General features: G+C 66.6%; 14 protein-coding genes and 1 tRNA gene. 11 read left to right on the forward strand and 4 right to left on the reverse strand.

The genetic code is table 11. The features are described from left to right. Positions 1–7: 7 nt before the first annotated feature. From ACIQCN_RS03095 to ACIQCN_RS03105, 3 genes are all read right to left on the reverse strand, one after another. The gene (locus ACIQCN_RS03095; RefSeq protein WP_400608318.1) at positions 8–646 is read right to left on the reverse strand and encodes a GntR family transcriptional regulator; all 639 of its coding nucleotides are present in this window, start codon (positions 644–646) and stop codon (positions 8–10) included. Between the two features lie 206 nt (positions 647–852). After that, entirely contained in the window at positions 853–1,566 is a 714-nt protein-coding gene (locus ACIQCN_RS03100) for a response regulator (protein ID WP_400609365.1), read from the reverse strand. Next, complete coding sequence (locus ACIQCN_RS03105; protein WP_400609367.1) at positions 1,563–3,194, reverse strand: ATP-binding protein; 1,632 nt, start codon at positions 3,192–3,194, stop codon at positions 1,563–1,565. Before ACIQCN_RS03105 ends, ACIQCN_RS03100 begins: the two co-directional genes overlap by 4 nt. A gap of 168 nt (positions 3,195–3,362) precedes the next feature. Between ACIQCN_RS03105 and ACIQCN_RS03110 the strand changes: the two genes are divergently transcribed. The 10 genes from ACIQCN_RS03110 (at position 3,363) to ACIQCN_RS03155 (ending at position 12,964) form a co-directional block, all read left to right on the forward strand. Beyond that, complete coding sequence (locus tag ACIQCN_RS03110; protein ID WP_400609369.1) at positions 3,363–4,709, forward strand: cation:dicarboxylate symporter family transporter; 1,347 nt, start codon at positions 3,363–3,365, stop codon at positions 4,707–4,709. A gap of 240 nt (positions 4,710–4,949) precedes the next feature. Further along, positions 4,950–5,849, forward strand: coding sequence for a ParA family protein (locus ACIQCN_RS03115; RefSeq protein ID WP_400608326.1), 900 nt, complete (start codon positions 4,950–4,952; stop codon positions 5,847–5,849). Positions 5,850–5,856: 7 nt separating this feature from the next. After that, positions 5,857–6,681 (forward strand): segregation and condensation protein A, encoded by an 825-nt coding sequence (locus ACIQCN_RS03120; RefSeq protein ID WP_400609371.1) that lies wholly within the window; start codon positions 5,857–5,859, stop codon positions 6,679–6,681. Beyond that, positions 6,678–7,337 carry an SMC-Scp complex subunit ScpB gene (locus tag ACIQCN_RS03125; protein ID WP_400608330.1) on the forward strand — a complete coding sequence of 220 codons (660 nt, stop codon included), beginning with the start codon at positions 6,678–6,680 and terminating at the stop codon, positions 7,335–7,337. Before ACIQCN_RS03120 ends, ACIQCN_RS03125 begins: the two co-directional genes overlap by 4 nt. 111 nt (positions 7,338–7,448) lie before the next feature. After that, complete coding sequence (locus ACIQCN_RS03130) at positions 7,449–8,645, forward strand: pseudouridine synthase (RefSeq protein ID WP_400608332.1); 1,197 nt, start codon at positions 7,449–7,451, stop codon at positions 8,643–8,645. A 3-nt stretch (positions 8,646–8,648) separates the two neighbouring features. After that, a complete protein-coding gene (locus ACIQCN_RS03135; RefSeq protein ID WP_400609373.1) occupies positions 8,649–9,758 on the forward strand; it encodes a prephenate dehydrogenase in 1,110 nt (369 codons plus the stop codon). Beyond that, on the forward strand, positions 9,758–10,471 hold the full coding sequence (gene cmk, locus ACIQCN_RS03140; RefSeq protein ID WP_400608336.1) for a (d)CMP kinase: 714 nt from the start codon (positions 9,758–9,760) through the stop codon (positions 10,469–10,471). Before ACIQCN_RS03135 ends, cmk begins: the two co-directional genes overlap by 1 nt. Before the next feature lie 31 nt (positions 10,472–10,502). Further along, positions 10,503–11,183, forward strand: a complete 681-nt coding sequence (locus tag ACIQCN_RS03145; RefSeq protein WP_400609831.1) for a lysophospholipid acyltransferase family protein — start codon at positions 10,503–10,505, stop codon at positions 11,181–11,183. Between the two features lie 10 nt (positions 11,184–11,193). Next, a complete protein-coding gene (gene der, locus ACIQCN_RS03150) occupies positions 11,194–12,744 on the forward strand; it encodes a ribosome biogenesis GTPase Der (RefSeq protein ID WP_400609375.1) in 1,551 nt (516 codons plus the stop codon). Between the two features lie 146 nt (positions 12,745–12,890). Beyond that, positions 12,891–12,964 (forward strand) — tRNA-Pro (locus ACIQCN_RS03155). 198 nt (positions 12,965–13,162) lie between these two features. On the opposite strand, the gene ACIQCN_RS03160 is transcribed toward ACIQCN_RS03155, so the two are convergent. Continuing rightward, complete coding sequence (locus tag ACIQCN_RS03160; protein WP_400609377.1) at positions 13,163–14,032, reverse strand: Fpg/Nei family DNA glycosylase; 870 nt, start codon at positions 14,030–14,032, stop codon at positions 13,163–13,165. Positions 14,033–14,200: 168 nt separating this feature from the next. On the opposite strand from ACIQCN_RS03160, the gene gcvH reads away from it, so the two are divergent. Beyond that, complete coding sequence (gcvH, locus tag ACIQCN_RS03165) at positions 14,201–14,587, forward strand: glycine cleavage system protein GcvH (protein WP_400608342.1); 387 nt, start codon at positions 14,201–14,203, stop codon at positions 14,585–14,587. Positions 14,588–14,654 lie beyond the last annotated feature (67 nt).

The following is a 14,654-nucleotide window of genomic DNA, read 5'->3' on the forward strand; positions in this document are numbered from 1 at the left end:
GCTCCTTCTAGGGGATGTGGGTGGCTTTGACGTGGGAGAGGCTGCGGTGCAGGTGGACGGTGGTTGCCGCCTGGGCCAGCCGTGGGTTGCCGGCCGCGATGGCCTCGGCGATCGCGGCGTGCTCCGCGGCGGCAGCGGTGAGCCGGTCCGCATCATCGGCGGCCAGCCGGCGGACTCGGACCAGGTGGACCCGGAGGCTCCGCATGGCCTGCGCCAGGTATGAGTTGGAGATCGCCGAGTCGATGGCGGCGTCCAGCCGGGCCGCCAGCGCGTAATAGGCCTGCCGGCCGGATTCGCTGCCGTCGATCAACTGCGGGGCCGCGGCCAGCTCCTGCCTGAGTTCTTCGAAGGTGGCCGGATCGCCGCGCTCGGCAGCCAGTGCGGCAGCCTTCCCCTCGAGCGTTTCGCGGAGTTCGAACAGTTCCCCGATGTCCTCCAGCGAAATTCCGCTGACGACGACGCCGCGGCCGCCTGCCGCCGTCGTCAGTCCTTCGGCGGTGAGGCGGCTGAGCGCCTCCCGGAGGGGAGTACGTGAGACGCCGAGGCGTTCGGACTGTTCGACTTCCGCCAGGACGGTTCCCGGGCCCAGGCGCCATTCGATGATGTCATCGCGCAATGCCGCATATGCCCTGTCGCTGGCCCGCATCCCGGTCTCCTTCCTTCGCTGCAACCCGATCAGTGTATACACAGAGTAGCCATTGTTGCACCAGGTTCGAAGAATCTCTCGAAAATTCTTGCCATTTGTATACAGGACACACCCCCGTGGCTTGGCTCCGCCTCGTGACGTGGCTGCGTCAACCCGGGGGCTATCTGTTCATCACGCGTGGGAGTGTGACGGCGCAAGCCCCTGAGTCAGTGCCCGTTCCAGCGGTACTCGTTCTCGGGCCGCCCCGGCGTGCCGTACCGTGCTGTGCGAAGGGCCGTGCCGGCGTCGGCCAGGTACTCCAGGTAGCGCCGGGCGGTCACGCGGGACATGCCCAGCGCGTCCATGACCTCTGTCGCCGAGACAGCACCCCTATGTTCCCGGAGGTAGTCCTGAACCGATCCGAGCGTGGCTGCAGAGAGGCCTTTCGGCAACGGAAGTTCTGAGGGCGCGCGCAGGCTTGCGAAGGCCTGGTCCACTTCGCTTTGGGAGGCGCCGGTCCTGCCACGGCCGGCCTGCCGGTCCGAAAGCTGGTGGCGGAAGCTCCGGTAGCTCTCCAGCTTGTCCGCAAACGTGGCGAACGTGAACGGCTTGATCAGGTACTGGACCACGCCGATGGCCACCGCGCTCCGGACTATGCCAAGCTCCCGGACCGCCGTGATGGCAATGATGTCCGCCAGGATTCCGGATGACCGCATCCGGCGCGCAATATCCAGTCCGTGCAGGTCGGGCAGGTTCATGTCCAGCAGCACCAGGTCGACAGGGGCTCCTGAGCTGGCGAGTTCTCCCAGCAGCCGCAACGCGGACTGGCCGTCGGCCGCCGTCCCGGCCAGCTCAAAGCCCGGAATCCGCTGGACGTAGGCGGCGTGCGCGGCCGCGGCGACGGCTTCATCCTCAACGACGAGGACACGGATGGTGCTCACGGCTGCTCCTTACCGGGGGTTGCGGCGGTGGCGGGGAGGAAGACTTCGAACTTGGCCCCGCGGCGGCCATTGACCGTCAGGATGCCTCCCAGGCGCCCAACCGATTGGCGGACCAGGGCGAGCCCGATGCCGCGGCCGCGGGAACCGGGCTTGGTGCTGTAGCCGTGCCGGAATATCCCCTCCGCGGCCGCCGGATCGATGGGCGGCCCCGAGTCATGGACGGTGATGTCCAGGCCCTCCTCGTCCGATTCCACCGTCAGCATGACATGCCGGGGCGGTGCGCCCTCGGCCGCCGCGTCGATGGCGTTGTCCAGCAGGTTCCCCAGCACTGTTACCAGGTCCTGGACGGCGATGCCCGCCGCGCCTCCGGTGCCCAGCGCCGCCACGTCCAGCTGTACCCCGCGTTCATGCGCTTCGGCGGCCTTGCCCATGACCAGGGCCGCCAGCACGGGTTCATTCACGGAACGCACTATGTCGTCGGTCAGCTGCTGGCTCAGCTCCAGATCCTTCGTGGCAAAGTCGAGCGCCTCAGTGGTCCGTCCCAGCTCCAGCAGGGAAACCATCGTGTGCAGGCGGTTGGCGTGTTCGTGGGTCTGGGCGCGGAGCGCATCCGAGAGCGTGCGCATCGTCTGCAGTTCGCTGCCCAGCGCTTCCACCTCTGTGCGGTCCCGGAGTGTGGCCACCGTTCCGTAGACGGGCGCGCGGCCTCGGAAACCGGGGGAGGAAGGCGCCCTGGCCGGGGCCTGGGTGACCACCAGGATGCGTGGACCGGCCAGCACCATCTCGTCCTTGGCCGTGCGGCCGGATTCGAACAGGACGCGGAGTTCGTCATCGAGCGGAAGGTCTGCCAGGGCGGGGGCGTCCCTGGGATCATTGCCGCCGCGGTGTTCCAGTCCCAGCAGTTCCGCGGCCTGGTCGTTGTACATAACCACGCGGCCCCTGGTGTCGATCAGGACCAGCCCCTCACGGATTGAATGGAGCACGGATTCGTAATACGCGAACAGCTGGGCCAGCTGTTCCGGACCCCAGCCGCGCGTGACCCTGCGCAGGTACCGGCCCAGCAGCCACGCTGCCAACGAACCGCCCACCAGCAAGGCTCCTCCTATCGCGGCCAGCGCCGGAAGCCGCCCGGCGAAGGCCACATCCACCGTCCGGACCGTGACGCCGGCGGACACCAGCGCCTTCACGCTCCCGTCCGCTTCCTTCACCGGGACGATGGTCCGGACTGAGGGGCCCAGCGTGCCGGCGGTGACCTCCGTGAACACTTCCCCCCGCAGCGCCGCATCGATGGAACCGATATAGGGCTGGCCGATTTCGTCGGGGCTTGGATGCGTCCAGCGGGTGCGGTCCGGAGCCATGATCGTAATGAAATCCGCATGGGCAGTGGCCATGACCTCCGTGGCGTAGGGCTGCAGGGCGGCGGACGGGTCGTCCGTGGCTGCGGCCTCCAGCACCACCGGCGCAGCCGCCACGGCTGCGGCAATGCCTGCCATGCGCGCCCCGGCCTCTTCGTAGGCGCGGTCCCGGGCGTCCACATAGGCCGCAGAACCGACGATGGCGATAAACGCCACCACGATCAGCAGGTTCGCCACGAACAGCCGCCGGGCAATGCTCCAGTGGTAAATCATCCGCGCCTCCTTCAACCTTCCTGCGGCCACCGTGCCTCCTGCGACCAATATGAACGCAACGGTGAGCTGGATCACGGGAGGGCCAATGATGGGAATCACACCACAAGGACGTTGGGCCCGGAAACTGCGCCGAAGCGTCTAACAGATTATCCATAAGGAGAGACACCAATGGCTTCTCAACGAGGAGAGTCGCTTGACACCGCCGAGGTGCGGCGCAAGGGCATCGACAAATCGCATTATCTCTACATCGCCGTTATCGCCGCTGTAATCCTGGGTGCCGTGGTCGGCCTCATGTTCCCCGAGGTGGGCAAGTCCCTCAAGCCGCTGGGCGACGGATTCATCAAGCTCATCAAGATGATGATCGCGCCGATTATTTTCTGCACGATCGTGCTCGGGATCGGATCCATCGCCAAGGCGGCTACGGTGGGCAAAGTGGGCGGCCTCGCGCTGGGGTACTTCCTGGTCATGTCGACATTCGCGCTCGCTATCGGCCTGGTGGTGGGCAACCTGATCCACCCGGGCGAGGGCCTGAAACTGGCGGCCTACGACCCCAGCAAGAAGGCAGAGGTCGACAGCACCGTCGCCTTCCTCCTTGGCATCATCCCGGGCGACATCCCCGTACTGCCCACCCTCTTTGCCGCCATCCTCGTAGGGTTCGCCCTGCAGAAGATGGGTCCGCAGGGCGCTCCCATCCTCAAGGCGGTCGGACACGGCCAGGTACTGGTGTTCCGGATCCTCATCATGATCATGTGGCTTGCCCCGGTAGGTGCGTTCGGTGCCATTGCCGCCGTCGTTGGAGCCACCGGCTTCCAGGCGATCGTCAGCATGTTCACGCTCATGGCGGCTTTCTACATCACCTGCGCGCTGTTCATCGTCATTATCCTGGGCGGCCTGCTCAAGGTGGTCACCGGCGTCAACATCTTCAAGCTGATGAAGTACCTGGCCCGTGAGTACCTGCTCATCTTCTCCACGTCCTCCTCCGAAGCCGCCCTGCCGCGCCTCATCGCCAAGATGGAACACCTCGGCATCTCCAAGCCCGTCGTCGGCGTCACCGTTCCCACCGGTTACTCCTTCAACCTCGACGGCACGGCCATCTACCTCACCATGGCCTCCCTCTTCGTGGCCAACGCCATGGGAACCCCGCTGGACCTCGGCGCCCAGGTCTCCCTGCTCATCTTCATGATCATCGCCTCAAAGGGGGCGGCCGGCGTGACCGGCGCAGGCCTGGCCACGCTGGCTGCCGGTCTGCAGGCACACAAGCCCGAACTGCTGGGCGGCGTCGGCATGATCGTCGGCATCGACCGGTTCATGTCCGAGGCCCGCGCTCTGACCAACTTCACGGGCAACGCCGTGGCCACCTTGCTGATCGGCACCTGGGTCAAGGAGATCGACGGCGGCCAGGTGGGCCGCGTACTCTCCGGGGCCGAGCCGTTCGACGAGCAGACCATGATCGCCGGACATGGCACGGCACCGGCGGAGGAAGTGGAAACCCGTCGGGTTCCCGCCACCGTCTAGGACGACGGACAGCCCGCGTTCCGGCAGGTCCCGGCAGTGCCCCCGCAGCCTTCAGGCGGGGGCACTGCCATGTCCCCAGGCAAAACCTTCGACCTCAGCTAGAGGGTCAAGGCTCAACATCCGGGGAAAGTCAAGTTGCCCCGAATACCGTGTCGGCGCCTGTAACCTTGGGAAGAAGAAGGAACGCCTCCGGGGCTCCGGAGGCAGGAAATCACCGTCAGTGAAAGTGTGGATAGATACGTGAGCAGCGAACAGGGTTCAGCAACTCTGGAAGGCACGGAATTTGACCTGGACAACGCGGTGATGGGTCCCACGGGGCGCCCCCACCGCGAATTCCCGGACCCCGCGCCGCTGTCCTCGCACGGCCCGGCCCGCGTCATCGCCATGGTGAACCAGAAGGGCGGCGTGGGCAAGACCACGTCCACCATCAACCTTGCCGCTGCGCTCGCAGAATATGGCCGCCGCGTGCTCCTGGTGGACTTCGATCCGCAGGGTGCGCTCTCGGCGGGGCTCGGTGTCAACCCGCACGAACTGGACCTCACCGTCTACAACGTCCTCATGGACCGCAAGGTGGACATCCGCCAGGCCATCCACCAGACCGCCGTGGAGAACGTGCACCTACTGCCGGCAAACATCGACCTCTCCGCGGCGGAAGTCCAGCTGGTCAACGAAGTTGCCCGGGAGCAGGTCCTGGACCGTGCCCTGAAGAAGGTCGAGGACGATTACGACGTCGTGCTCATCGACTGCCAGCCCTCCCTCGGCCTGCTGACAGTCAACGCACTTACCGCCGCTCACGGTGTCATCATTCCGCTGATCTGCGAGTTCTTCGCCCTGCGTGCAGTCGCCCTGCTCGTGGAAACCATCGACAAAGTCCAGGACCGGCTGAACCCCGGCCTGCAGGTGGACGGCGTACTGGCCACCATGTACGACGCCCGCACCCTGCACAGCCGTGAGGTGATCACCCGGCTCGTGGAGGCATTCGGCGACAAGGTGTTCGAAACCGTCATCAAGCGCTCCATCAAGTTCGCGGACGCCACCGTTGCTGCGGAGCCCATCACCAGCTATGCCGGCAACCATGTGGGCGCGGACGCCTACCGCCGCCTGGCCAAGGAACTGATTTCGCGCGGCGGCGCGCCCTAGCAATCCCGTGGCAGAGGCCAAAGCAGATACCAAGCCGGGTTTTGAGGTACGGCTGGCCAACTTCACCGGCCCGTTCGACCTCCTCCTGGGCCTGATCGCCAAGCACCAGCTGGACATCACCGAGGTGGCCATCGCCACCGTTACCGATGAGTTCATCAAGTACATCCGTAAGCTCCAGGAGCTCGGGGAGGAATGGGCGCTGGATGAAGCCAGCGAATTCCTGGTCATCGCCGCCACGCTGCTGGACCTGAAGGCCGCGCGGCTGCTGCCGTCCGGCGAAGCGGTTGATGACGAGGACATCGCACTGCTTGAGGCCCGGGACCTCCTGTTCGCCAGGCTGCTGCAGTACAAAGCCTTCAAGCAGGTGGCCGCCATCCTGGATGACACCCTTTACCGGGAGGCGCGCCGCTTTCCCCGGCAGGTGGCACTCGAGGAACACTTTGCCGCCATGCTGCCGGAGCTTGTCTGGAAGCACACGCCGGAACAGTTCGCCCGGCTGGCCGAAAGCGCACTCCGGCCTAAACCCGCTGCGCCCACCGAAGTGGGCATCGCCCACCTTCACGGCAGCGCCGTCAGCGTCCGGGAGCAGGCCGCGCTCCTGGGCCTGCGCCTGCAGCGTGAATCGCCGCAGCCGTTCCGCTCCCTGATAGCGGACGCCGAATCCACGCTGGTGGTGGTGGCCCGCTTCCTGGCACTGCTGGAGCTGTTCCGCGATACGGCGGTGTCCTTCGACCAGCTGTCCCCGCTGGCGGACCTCACCGTGCACTGGGCGGCGGGGAACCGGGACTGGACGGCGGAAAACGTCAGCGAAGAGTACGAGGAGCAGCCATGAGCGGCACGGACCAGCGGGAACAACAGGAACAACAGGACCTGGCCGGTCTGCCGGGCGGCGCCAAGGCTGCGGTGGAAGCTGTCCTCATGGTGGTGGACCAGCCCGCCACGGAAGAGGAGCTCGCCGCGGGACTCGGCCTGACGGTGGACACCGTCCGCGGCCTGCTGGCAGAACTGGAGCGCGAGTATAACGGGTATACTGGTAACGCCCCGGATATGGAGAACGCCAGTAGCGCTGGCTTCGGCTCCAGCCCCCGGGGCTTTGAATTGCGGAACATCGCCGGCGGTTGGCGGATCTACTCCCGCACGGAGTTCGCTGACATCGTGGGCAAGTACGTGCTGGAAGGGCAGACCGCCAGGCTCACGCAGGCTGCCTTGGAAACACTGGCGGTCATCGCGTACCGCCAGCCCGTATCGCGGGCCAGGGTGTCTGCAATTCGCGGAGTCAACGTTGACTCCGTCGTCAGGACACTGGCCCAGCGCGGATTGATCGAGGATGCCGGGACGGATCCGGAATCCGGCGCCATTCTCTACCGCACCACCTCCTACTTCCTTGAACGGATGGGGATTGGCTCTGTGGCGGAACTGCCACAACTGTCACCGCACCTTCCGGGGCTGGACGGGATCGCCGAGTTCTACGACGAGGAACGCATGTAGCCGGGGAATCCCGCGGCTGCGAAAGATTTTTATCAGGGCAGATTATTTCTGCAGGGCTGGCTAGGGTTGTCTGTGGACATCTTTGCCGGCCAAAACATTGAAGGACGGGTCATGACACAGGCGGGACGCCAGGGTTCACCACGTAACGGTTCGGGGCGCAACAACTCCGAACGCTCACCACAGCGCAGCGGTTCCAAGGGCGGCGGCTTCGGCAGCGCCCGGGGAGGCGCCAGCCGGGGCTCAGGCTTCGGCAGCGACCGCCCACAGCGCGCCCCCAAGCCACGCGAAGAACGCTTTGTGGACCCGGACCTGGCCGGGGACCAGCCTGACCGCAGCGCCGGCGCCCGTGCTGCCAAACCGTCGTCGCGCAAGCCCGCCGCCCGCAAGCCGGGCTCCAAGAAGGCCCCCGGCACCCCCGGGGCGCCCAAGGCCAGGCCGAGCACCGGTGCTCCCGGCGCCGCTGCGTCCAAGGCATTCGGCAGCGAGCGTTTCGGCCAGAACCTGGGCCCCGTCCGCAGGCCTTCGCGCAGGAAGGGCCCCCGCGGCGACGTGCCCCAGTCGGAACTGCACGACGCCGACGGCGTGCGCCTGCAGAAGGTCATGGCATCCGCAGGCGTGGCGTCCCGCCGTGTCTGTGAGGAGATGATCGCCGAAGGCCGCGTAGAGGTCGATGGCCAGGTGGTCACCGAACTGGGCGTGCGCATTGATCCCAAGACGGCAGTCATCCACGTTGACGGGCTGCGCATCCAGCTCGACGAGAACCTGGTTTACATGGTGTTCAACAAGCCCAAGGGCGTGGTGTCCACGATGGAGGACCCGGACGGCCGCCCGTGCATCAGCGACTTCCTGAAGAACAACAAGAACAAGGGCGAGCGGCTCTTCCACGTCGGACGCCTTGACGTTGCCACCGAGGGCCTCCTGCTTCTGACGAACGACGGCGAGCTCGCGAACCGCCTGACGCACCCTTCGTATGAGGTGCCCAAGACGTACCTGGTCCAGGTCCGCGGCCCCTTCCCGCAAGGTGTTGGCGCGCAGCTGAAGGCCGGCGTCGAGCTTGAAGACGGCGTGGCCGCCGTTGACTCCTTCCGGCTGGTGGATTCCACCCCGGGGCACGTGCTCATCGAGGTGGTGCTGCACTCCGGAAAGAACCGCATCGTGCGGCGCATGTTCGATGCCGTCGGCTTCCCCGTCCAGCGCCTGGTCCGCGTCAAGGTCGGGCCCATCGGGCTGGGTGACCAGCGCCAGGGCAGCATCCGGAACCTGGGCAAGCAGGAAGTCGGCCACCTGCTGGCAGCCGTAGGTCTCTGAGGCATGGCCGCCTTCCACAGCGCCGGCCGCGGCCACCTGGACGGTCCGGTTGTGGTCCTTGGTACGGGCCTGCTCGGAACCAGCATCGGGCTGGGCCTGCGTGGCCGGGCAATCCCGGTCTTCCTGTCGGACCCGTCGCCCACCAACCAGGCGGTGGCGGTGGACATCGGCGCAGGCCGGCCGCTGGCCGAAATAGGCGACGCCATGCCGCAATTGGTCGTCGTGGCGGCCCCGCCGGATGTCACGGCTGAGGTCGTTGCAGGCGCCCTGGCAGACTACCCGGCCGCGGTGGTGGTGGACATCGCCAGCGTCAAGGCGGAGATCCTGGCGCACCTGCAGGGCATGGACGTTGACCTGACCCGGTACGTGGGGACCCACCCCATGGCCGGCCGCGAGAAATCCGGCCCGGTAGCTGCCCGCGGGGAACTGTTCACCTCTATGCCGTGGGTGCTGTGCCCCGGTCCGGAAACTTCGGCCCAGGCGCTGCAGACCGCACGGTCGCTCGCGATGGACCTCGGCGCCGTCGTCTCCCAGTTCACCCCCGAGGAGCACGACGAAGCCGTGGCCCTGGTATCCCACCTGCCGCAGGTCATGTCCTCGCTCCTTGCCAGCCGGTTGCAGGGGACCCCCCTGCACGCGCTGTCCCTGGCCGGCAACGGCCTGCGGGACGTGACCCGCATCGCTGCCAGCGACCCCACGCTGTGGGTCCAGATCCTCGGGGGCAACGCCGGAAAGATCGTCGAGATCCTTTACGGCGTGCGCGAGGACCTGAACCGCCTGATCAACACCCTCGAGGACCCCGCCGCCCCCGGAGCCCGCCTGGACCTTGCCCAGCTGATCAGCGAAGGCAATGCCGGCCAGGCCCGGATCCCGGGCAAGCACGGCGGGCCTCCGCAGGCGTATGCGTGGCTCACGGTCCTGGTGGACGACAAGCCCGGCCAGATCGCGCGCCTCCTCACGGAGATCGGCGAAATCGGCGTGAACCTCGAGGACCTCCGGCTGGACCACTCGTCCGGCCAGAACGTCGGCATGGTGGAGATTTCCGTCCTGCCGAACAAGCACGACCACCTGATCGAAGCCCTCAACGACCGCGGATGGCGGGTACTGCAGTAATGACACAGGAAGTTCTCGACACCATGCCCGCTCTGCGCATCGGACGGCCCCTGGTGGTCGCCATCGACGGTCCTTCCGGCTCCGGCAAGTCCAGCGTGAGCAAGGAAGTGGCCCGCAGGCTGCGCCTTGCCTACCTGGATACCGGTGCCATGTACCGGGCCCTGACCTGGTACTGCGTGTCCAACGGGATCGACCTCGAAGACGGCGCTGCCGTGGAGCAGGCCGCGCGGGACTTCGTGCTTGACCAGAGCACCACGCCGCAGGAGGAATACGTCCGCGTGGGCGGGGTCGACGTCACCGACGCCATCCGGGAGCCGGCCATCTCGGCCGCCGTCAGCGCCGTGGCCACTACCCTCGGCGCCCGGACGGAGCTGATCCGCCGGCAGCGTGAACAGATCGAAAAGCACCACCGCCGCATGGTGGTCGAAGGCAGGGACATCACCACCGTCGTCGCACCCGGCGCCGAGGTGCGCATGCTGCTGACCGCGAGCGAGGAAGCCCGCCTGCGCCGGCGCGGCATCCAGTTGGGCGGAACGCAGAACGCGGCGGAACTCGCGGCGCAGGTCACCCACCGGGACGCGAAGGATTCAACGGTGGTGAACTTCACCCAGGCCGCGGACGGCGTGGTGACCCTCGATTCCTCGGACCTCGACTTCGACCAGACCGTGGACGCGGCCCTGGTGATCGTCACCAAGGTCCTCAACCGTGACTGACCGCGGGGCCGGCGTCCCCGGAACGTGGACCATGGCATGGAGCCGGCCAGTGGGCTGGATCCTGGACAACCTGGTGTACCGGACCACCGTCGCCGGCAGGTCCAACGTGCCCACGGGCGGTCCGGTGATCTTCGCCGGAAACCACATCAGCTTCCTGGACGGGCCCGTGATGTTCGGGGCCGCGCCCCGGCCCATGCATATCCTGGTCAAACAGGAGATGTTCCGCGGCTTCCTGGGCGGCGTGCTCACCGCAGCCGGCCAGCTTCCGGTGGACCGCCGGCGCGGCCGGGCAGCGCTGCAGCGCTGCAGGAACGTGCTCGACGCCGGCCGGTGCGTGGGCATTCTTCCCGAAGGGACCCGGGGGAGCGGTGACGCCTCCGGAATCAATGGCGGGGTGGCGTGGCTTGCCCTCCAGACGGGCGCGCCCGTGGTTCCCGTCGCAATCCTTGGTACCCGCCAGGGCAGCGAACACCTGGACAGCGTGCCGCGTCCGGGCCGCCGGCTCCACGTGAACTTCGGCAGGGCGCTGACCCTTGCCGCCCATGCAGGCGAAAGCGGCCGTGCTTCAATGGACAGGGCGGCGCAGGAGATCCGCGCTGCGCTGGCCGGGCATGTCCAGGACGCCATTGAACTCAGCGGGCAGCGGTTGCCCGTATCCAATGATCCGCAAGATGTAGCAGCAGTAGCCGGGACGCCGGCAGATGACCACTAAGGACAGTGCAATGAGCGATACCACGCAGACTCCCGGCCACTTCGGCGCCGGGGAAGACGAATACACGCCCGCGGGCACGGACCAGGTGGCCGAACGGCTGGCGGCAATCGACGACGACGAGGCGGAGCTCCGCGCGGCCTCGCTCCGGGCGGGCCTGGAGGACTACGACCTTGACGAGGAAGACGCCGCGCTGCTGAGCGGGGAGTACGGCGACGAGGACTTCGACGGCCCGGTCAAGCTTGACCCTGTCCTCGCCATCATCGGCCGGCCAAACGTGGGTAAGTCCACGCTGGTCAACCGCATCCTGGGCCGCCGCGAGGCTGTGGTGGAGGACACCCCTGGCGTCACCCGTGACCGCGTCATGTACTCGGCGCACTGGAACGGGCGCAACTTCACGCTGGTGGACACCGGCGGTTGGGAGCACGACGCCCGCGGCATCCACGCGCGCGTGGCCGAACAGGCTGAGATGGCCGTGGAACTCGCAGACGCCGTGCTCTTCGTGGTGGACTCCGCCGTGGGCGCCACCGCAACGGATGAAGGCGTCATGAAGATGCTGCGCCGCAGCAAGAAGCCGGTCATCATGGTGGCCAACAAGGTGGACGACTTCGCCCAGGAAGCGGACTCGGCCACACTCTGGGGGCTGGGCTTCGGCGAGCCCTACCCGGTGTCGGCCCTGCACGGCCGTGGCGTGGCGGACCTCCTGGACCACGTCATGGACGTCCTCCCCGAATTTTCCACCATCGAGGGAGTGGAACGCTCCGGGGGTCCGCGCCGCATCGCCCTGATCGGCCGCCCCAACGTAGGCAAGTCCTCGCTGCTGAACAAGCTGGCAGGATCCGAGCGGGTGGTGGTGGACAACACCGCTGGAACCACCCGCGACCCCGTCGACGAATTCATCGAACTCGGCGGCCGCACCTGGCGCTTCGTGGATACCGCCGGGATCCGCCGCCGGCAGCACATGACCCAGGGTGCGGACTTCTATGCCTCGCTGCGGACTCAGGCCGCGCTCGAAAAGGCGGAGGTCGCCGTCGTGCTCCTGGCGGTGGACGAGGTGCTCAGCGAACAGGATGTGCGCATCCTCCAGTTGGCCATCGAATCCGGGCGCGCACTGGTGCTGGCGTTCAACAAGTGGGACCTGCTGGACGACGAGCGCCGCCGCTACCTGGAGCGCGAAATCGAGCAGGACCTGGCGCACGTGGAGTGGGCGCCCCGGGTGAACATCTCGGCCAAGACCGGCTGGCACAAGGACCGGCTGGTCCCCGCGCTGGACCTGGCCCTGGAGAACTGGGACAAGCGCATCCCCACCGGACGCCTCAATGCGTTCCTCGGTGAACTCGTCGCAGCGCACCCGCACCCGGTCCGCGGCGGCAAGCAGCCCCGTATACTTTTCGGCACCCAGGCTTCCAGCCGGCCGCCCAAGTTTGTCCTGTTCACCACCGGGTTCCTGGACCCCGGATACCGCCGCTTCATCACCCGCCGGCTGCGCGAAACCTTCGGTTTCCAGGGCACTCCCATCGAGGTCAGCATGCGTGTCCGGGAAAAGCGCGGCAAGAAGCGTTAATTGCGACACACCGCGCCACTGATTCCTGGAAAGTGTCACGAGCACCCTCTGGAATCGTGTAAGCTCTTCTAGGTGGTTCGGCCGGACTGCTGGTGGAAACCACGGAGTAATCCGGGTTAACGCGCAGCGGAGAACGGCGGAACTGACGGGCTGTAGCGCAGCTTGGTAGCGCACTTGACTGGGGGTCAAGGGGTCGCAGGTTCAAATCCTGTCAGCCCGACCGAAAAAGCGGAAGCGCCGGAGATCAACTCCGGCGCTTCCGCTTTTTCGTGCCCCCTGACAGCCCCTTTTCGACGCGCATCCCCTTTTCGACCCGGATACAGGGTGGCGCGCCTCAAATCCAGGGTGCGGTTTTGAGCATGGGGGTCGAGGCCGGATTTGCGCGTCGAAACGCACTGCCGCTGCCGGGGGCATGCGGTTACTTGAGGAACTTCGAGGTCCGGCGGTCGGCCAGGATCTTGCCGTGCGTCTGGCAGGTCGGGCAGTACTGCAATGCCGAGTCGGCGAACGACACTTCACGGACCGTGTCTCCGCATACCGGACATGGTTCACCGGTACGTCCGTGCACACGCAGATGGCTGCGCTTGACGTCCTTCAGTTCCTGCGGCGGTTTTCCAGCCGCCTCCGCGAGGGCTTCGCCCAGCACGCTGTGGATGGCGTCATAGAGGACCTGAACCGAGGCGCGGTCCAGCGATTTAGCCGGCGCAAACGGAGAAATCCGGGCGGCATGCAGGATCTCGTCGCTGTAGGCGTTCCCGATCCCGGCGATCACGCTCTGGCTGCGCAGGAGGCCCTTGATTTGCTGCGAACTGCCGCCAAGGATCTCCGCCAGCATGCCGGCGTCGAACGCTTCCGCGAACGGGTCCGGGCCCAGGGCGGCGATCCCGGGAACGTCCTGCGGGTCCCGCACCACGTACACGGCCAGGCTCTTCTTGGTGCCTGCTTCGGTGAGGTCGAACCCGCGCGGCCCGTCCGGACCGGTGAAGGCCACTCGGGCGGCGATGTGGCCTTTGCCCATCCGTAGCGGCCGGTCCGCGGGGGAGTCGGTGAAGCGTAGCCAACCGGCCCGTGCCAGATGGAAGACCAGCGAAACCCCGCCGGTATCGATGCAGATGAACTTGCCGAACCGCCGGACACCGGTGACGCTCCGCCCTTCCAGGCCGCTGTAGGGCGGGTCAACGGTCTTGAGTACGGCAAAGGAAACAAGCTGCAATTTCGCCAGGACGGTTCCCCGCAGCTGTTCGTCGAGGTAGCGCGCCAGCCCGGCCACTTCGGGAAGTTCCGGCATGGGTGTTACCTGTCCGGGCCCGGGAGGTCTTTACCGGTGCTTAAACTCATGGCTCCCATCTTGGCAGAAACCCCGGCGGCCGTCCCGGGACTTGTGCCTATACTTTCAGCGGCGGCCTGTTTCCTGGCCCCGTTGACATTGGTGTTCGACCCCGATGAAAGGCCCCTGATGAGCAATATTCCCGAAGACCTGTCCTACACCGCCGAACACGAGTGGGTTACTGCTCCCAATGCCGACGGTGTGGTCCGTGTGGGCATCACCGACTTCGCCCAGGATGCCCTGGGCGACGTGGTTTATGCCCAGATGCCGGAAGCCGGGACCACCGTCACGGCCAATGACGTGGTCGGGGAGGTCGAGTCCACCAAAAGCGTCAGCGACATCTACGCGCCCGTGAGCGGCGAAGTCGTGGCCCGCAACGAATCGCTGGATACCGATTCCGCGCTTATCAATTCGGACCCTTACGGTGACGGCTGGCTCATCGAGATCAAGCTGGCCGAACCGGACGCCGTGGACTCGCTGCTCAGTGCATCCGAGTACGAACAGCAGGTAGGCTAAAGCTAACCGGTAATTCCGGTCCGGCCCCACGGCCCCGGCAGTACGTTTTCGCACGTCACCGCCGCGG

It is taken from the genome of Pseudarthrobacter sp. NPDC092424, assembly GCF_044754925.1.
Lineage (GTDB): Bacteria > Actinomycetota > Actinomycetes > Actinomycetales > Micrococcaceae > Arthrobacter.

Bases quoted from the DNA above. Each gene is read 5' to 3' on its own strand.
- ACIQCN_RS03095 (WP_400608318.1), bottom strand. From the start codon at position 646: ATGCGGGCCAGCGACAGGGCATATGCGGCATTGCGCGATGACATCATC.
- ACIQCN_RS03105 (WP_400609367.1), bottom strand. From the start codon at position 3,194: ATGATTTACCACTGGAGCATTGCCCGGCGGCTGTTCGTGGCGAACCTG.
- ACIQCN_RS03110 (WP_400609369.1), top strand. From the start codon at position 3,363: ATGGCTTCTCAACGAGGAGAGTCGCTTGACACCGCCGAGGTGCGGCGC.
- ACIQCN_RS03125 (WP_400608330.1), top strand. From the start codon at position 6,678: ATGAGCGGCACGGACCAGCGGGAACAACAGGAACAACAGGACCTGGCC.
- ACIQCN_RS03130 (WP_400608332.1), top strand. From the start codon at position 7,449: ATGACACAGGCGGGACGCCAGGGTTCACCACGTAACGGTTCGGGGCGC.
- ACIQCN_RS03135 (WP_400609373.1), top strand. From the start codon at position 8,649: ATGGCCGCCTTCCACAGCGCCGGCCGCGGCCACCTGGACGGTCCGGTT.
- cmk (WP_400608336.1), top strand. From the start codon at position 9,758: ATGACACAGGAAGTTCTCGACACCATGCCCGCTCTGCGCATCGGACGG.
- ACIQCN_RS03145 (WP_400609831.1), top strand. From the start codon at position 10,503: ATGGCATGGAGCCGGCCAGTGGGCTGGATCCTGGACAACCTGGTGTAC.
- der (WP_400609375.1), top strand. From the start codon at position 11,194: ATGAGCGATACCACGCAGACTCCCGGCCACTTCGGCGCCGGGGAAGAC.
- ACIQCN_RS03160 (WP_400609377.1), bottom strand. From the start codon at position 14,032: ATGCCGGAACTTCCCGAAGTGGCCGGGCTGGCGCGCTACCTCGACGAA.
- gcvH (WP_400608342.1), top strand. From the start codon at position 14,201: ATGAGCAATATTCCCGAAGACCTGTCCTACACCGCCGAACACGAGTGG.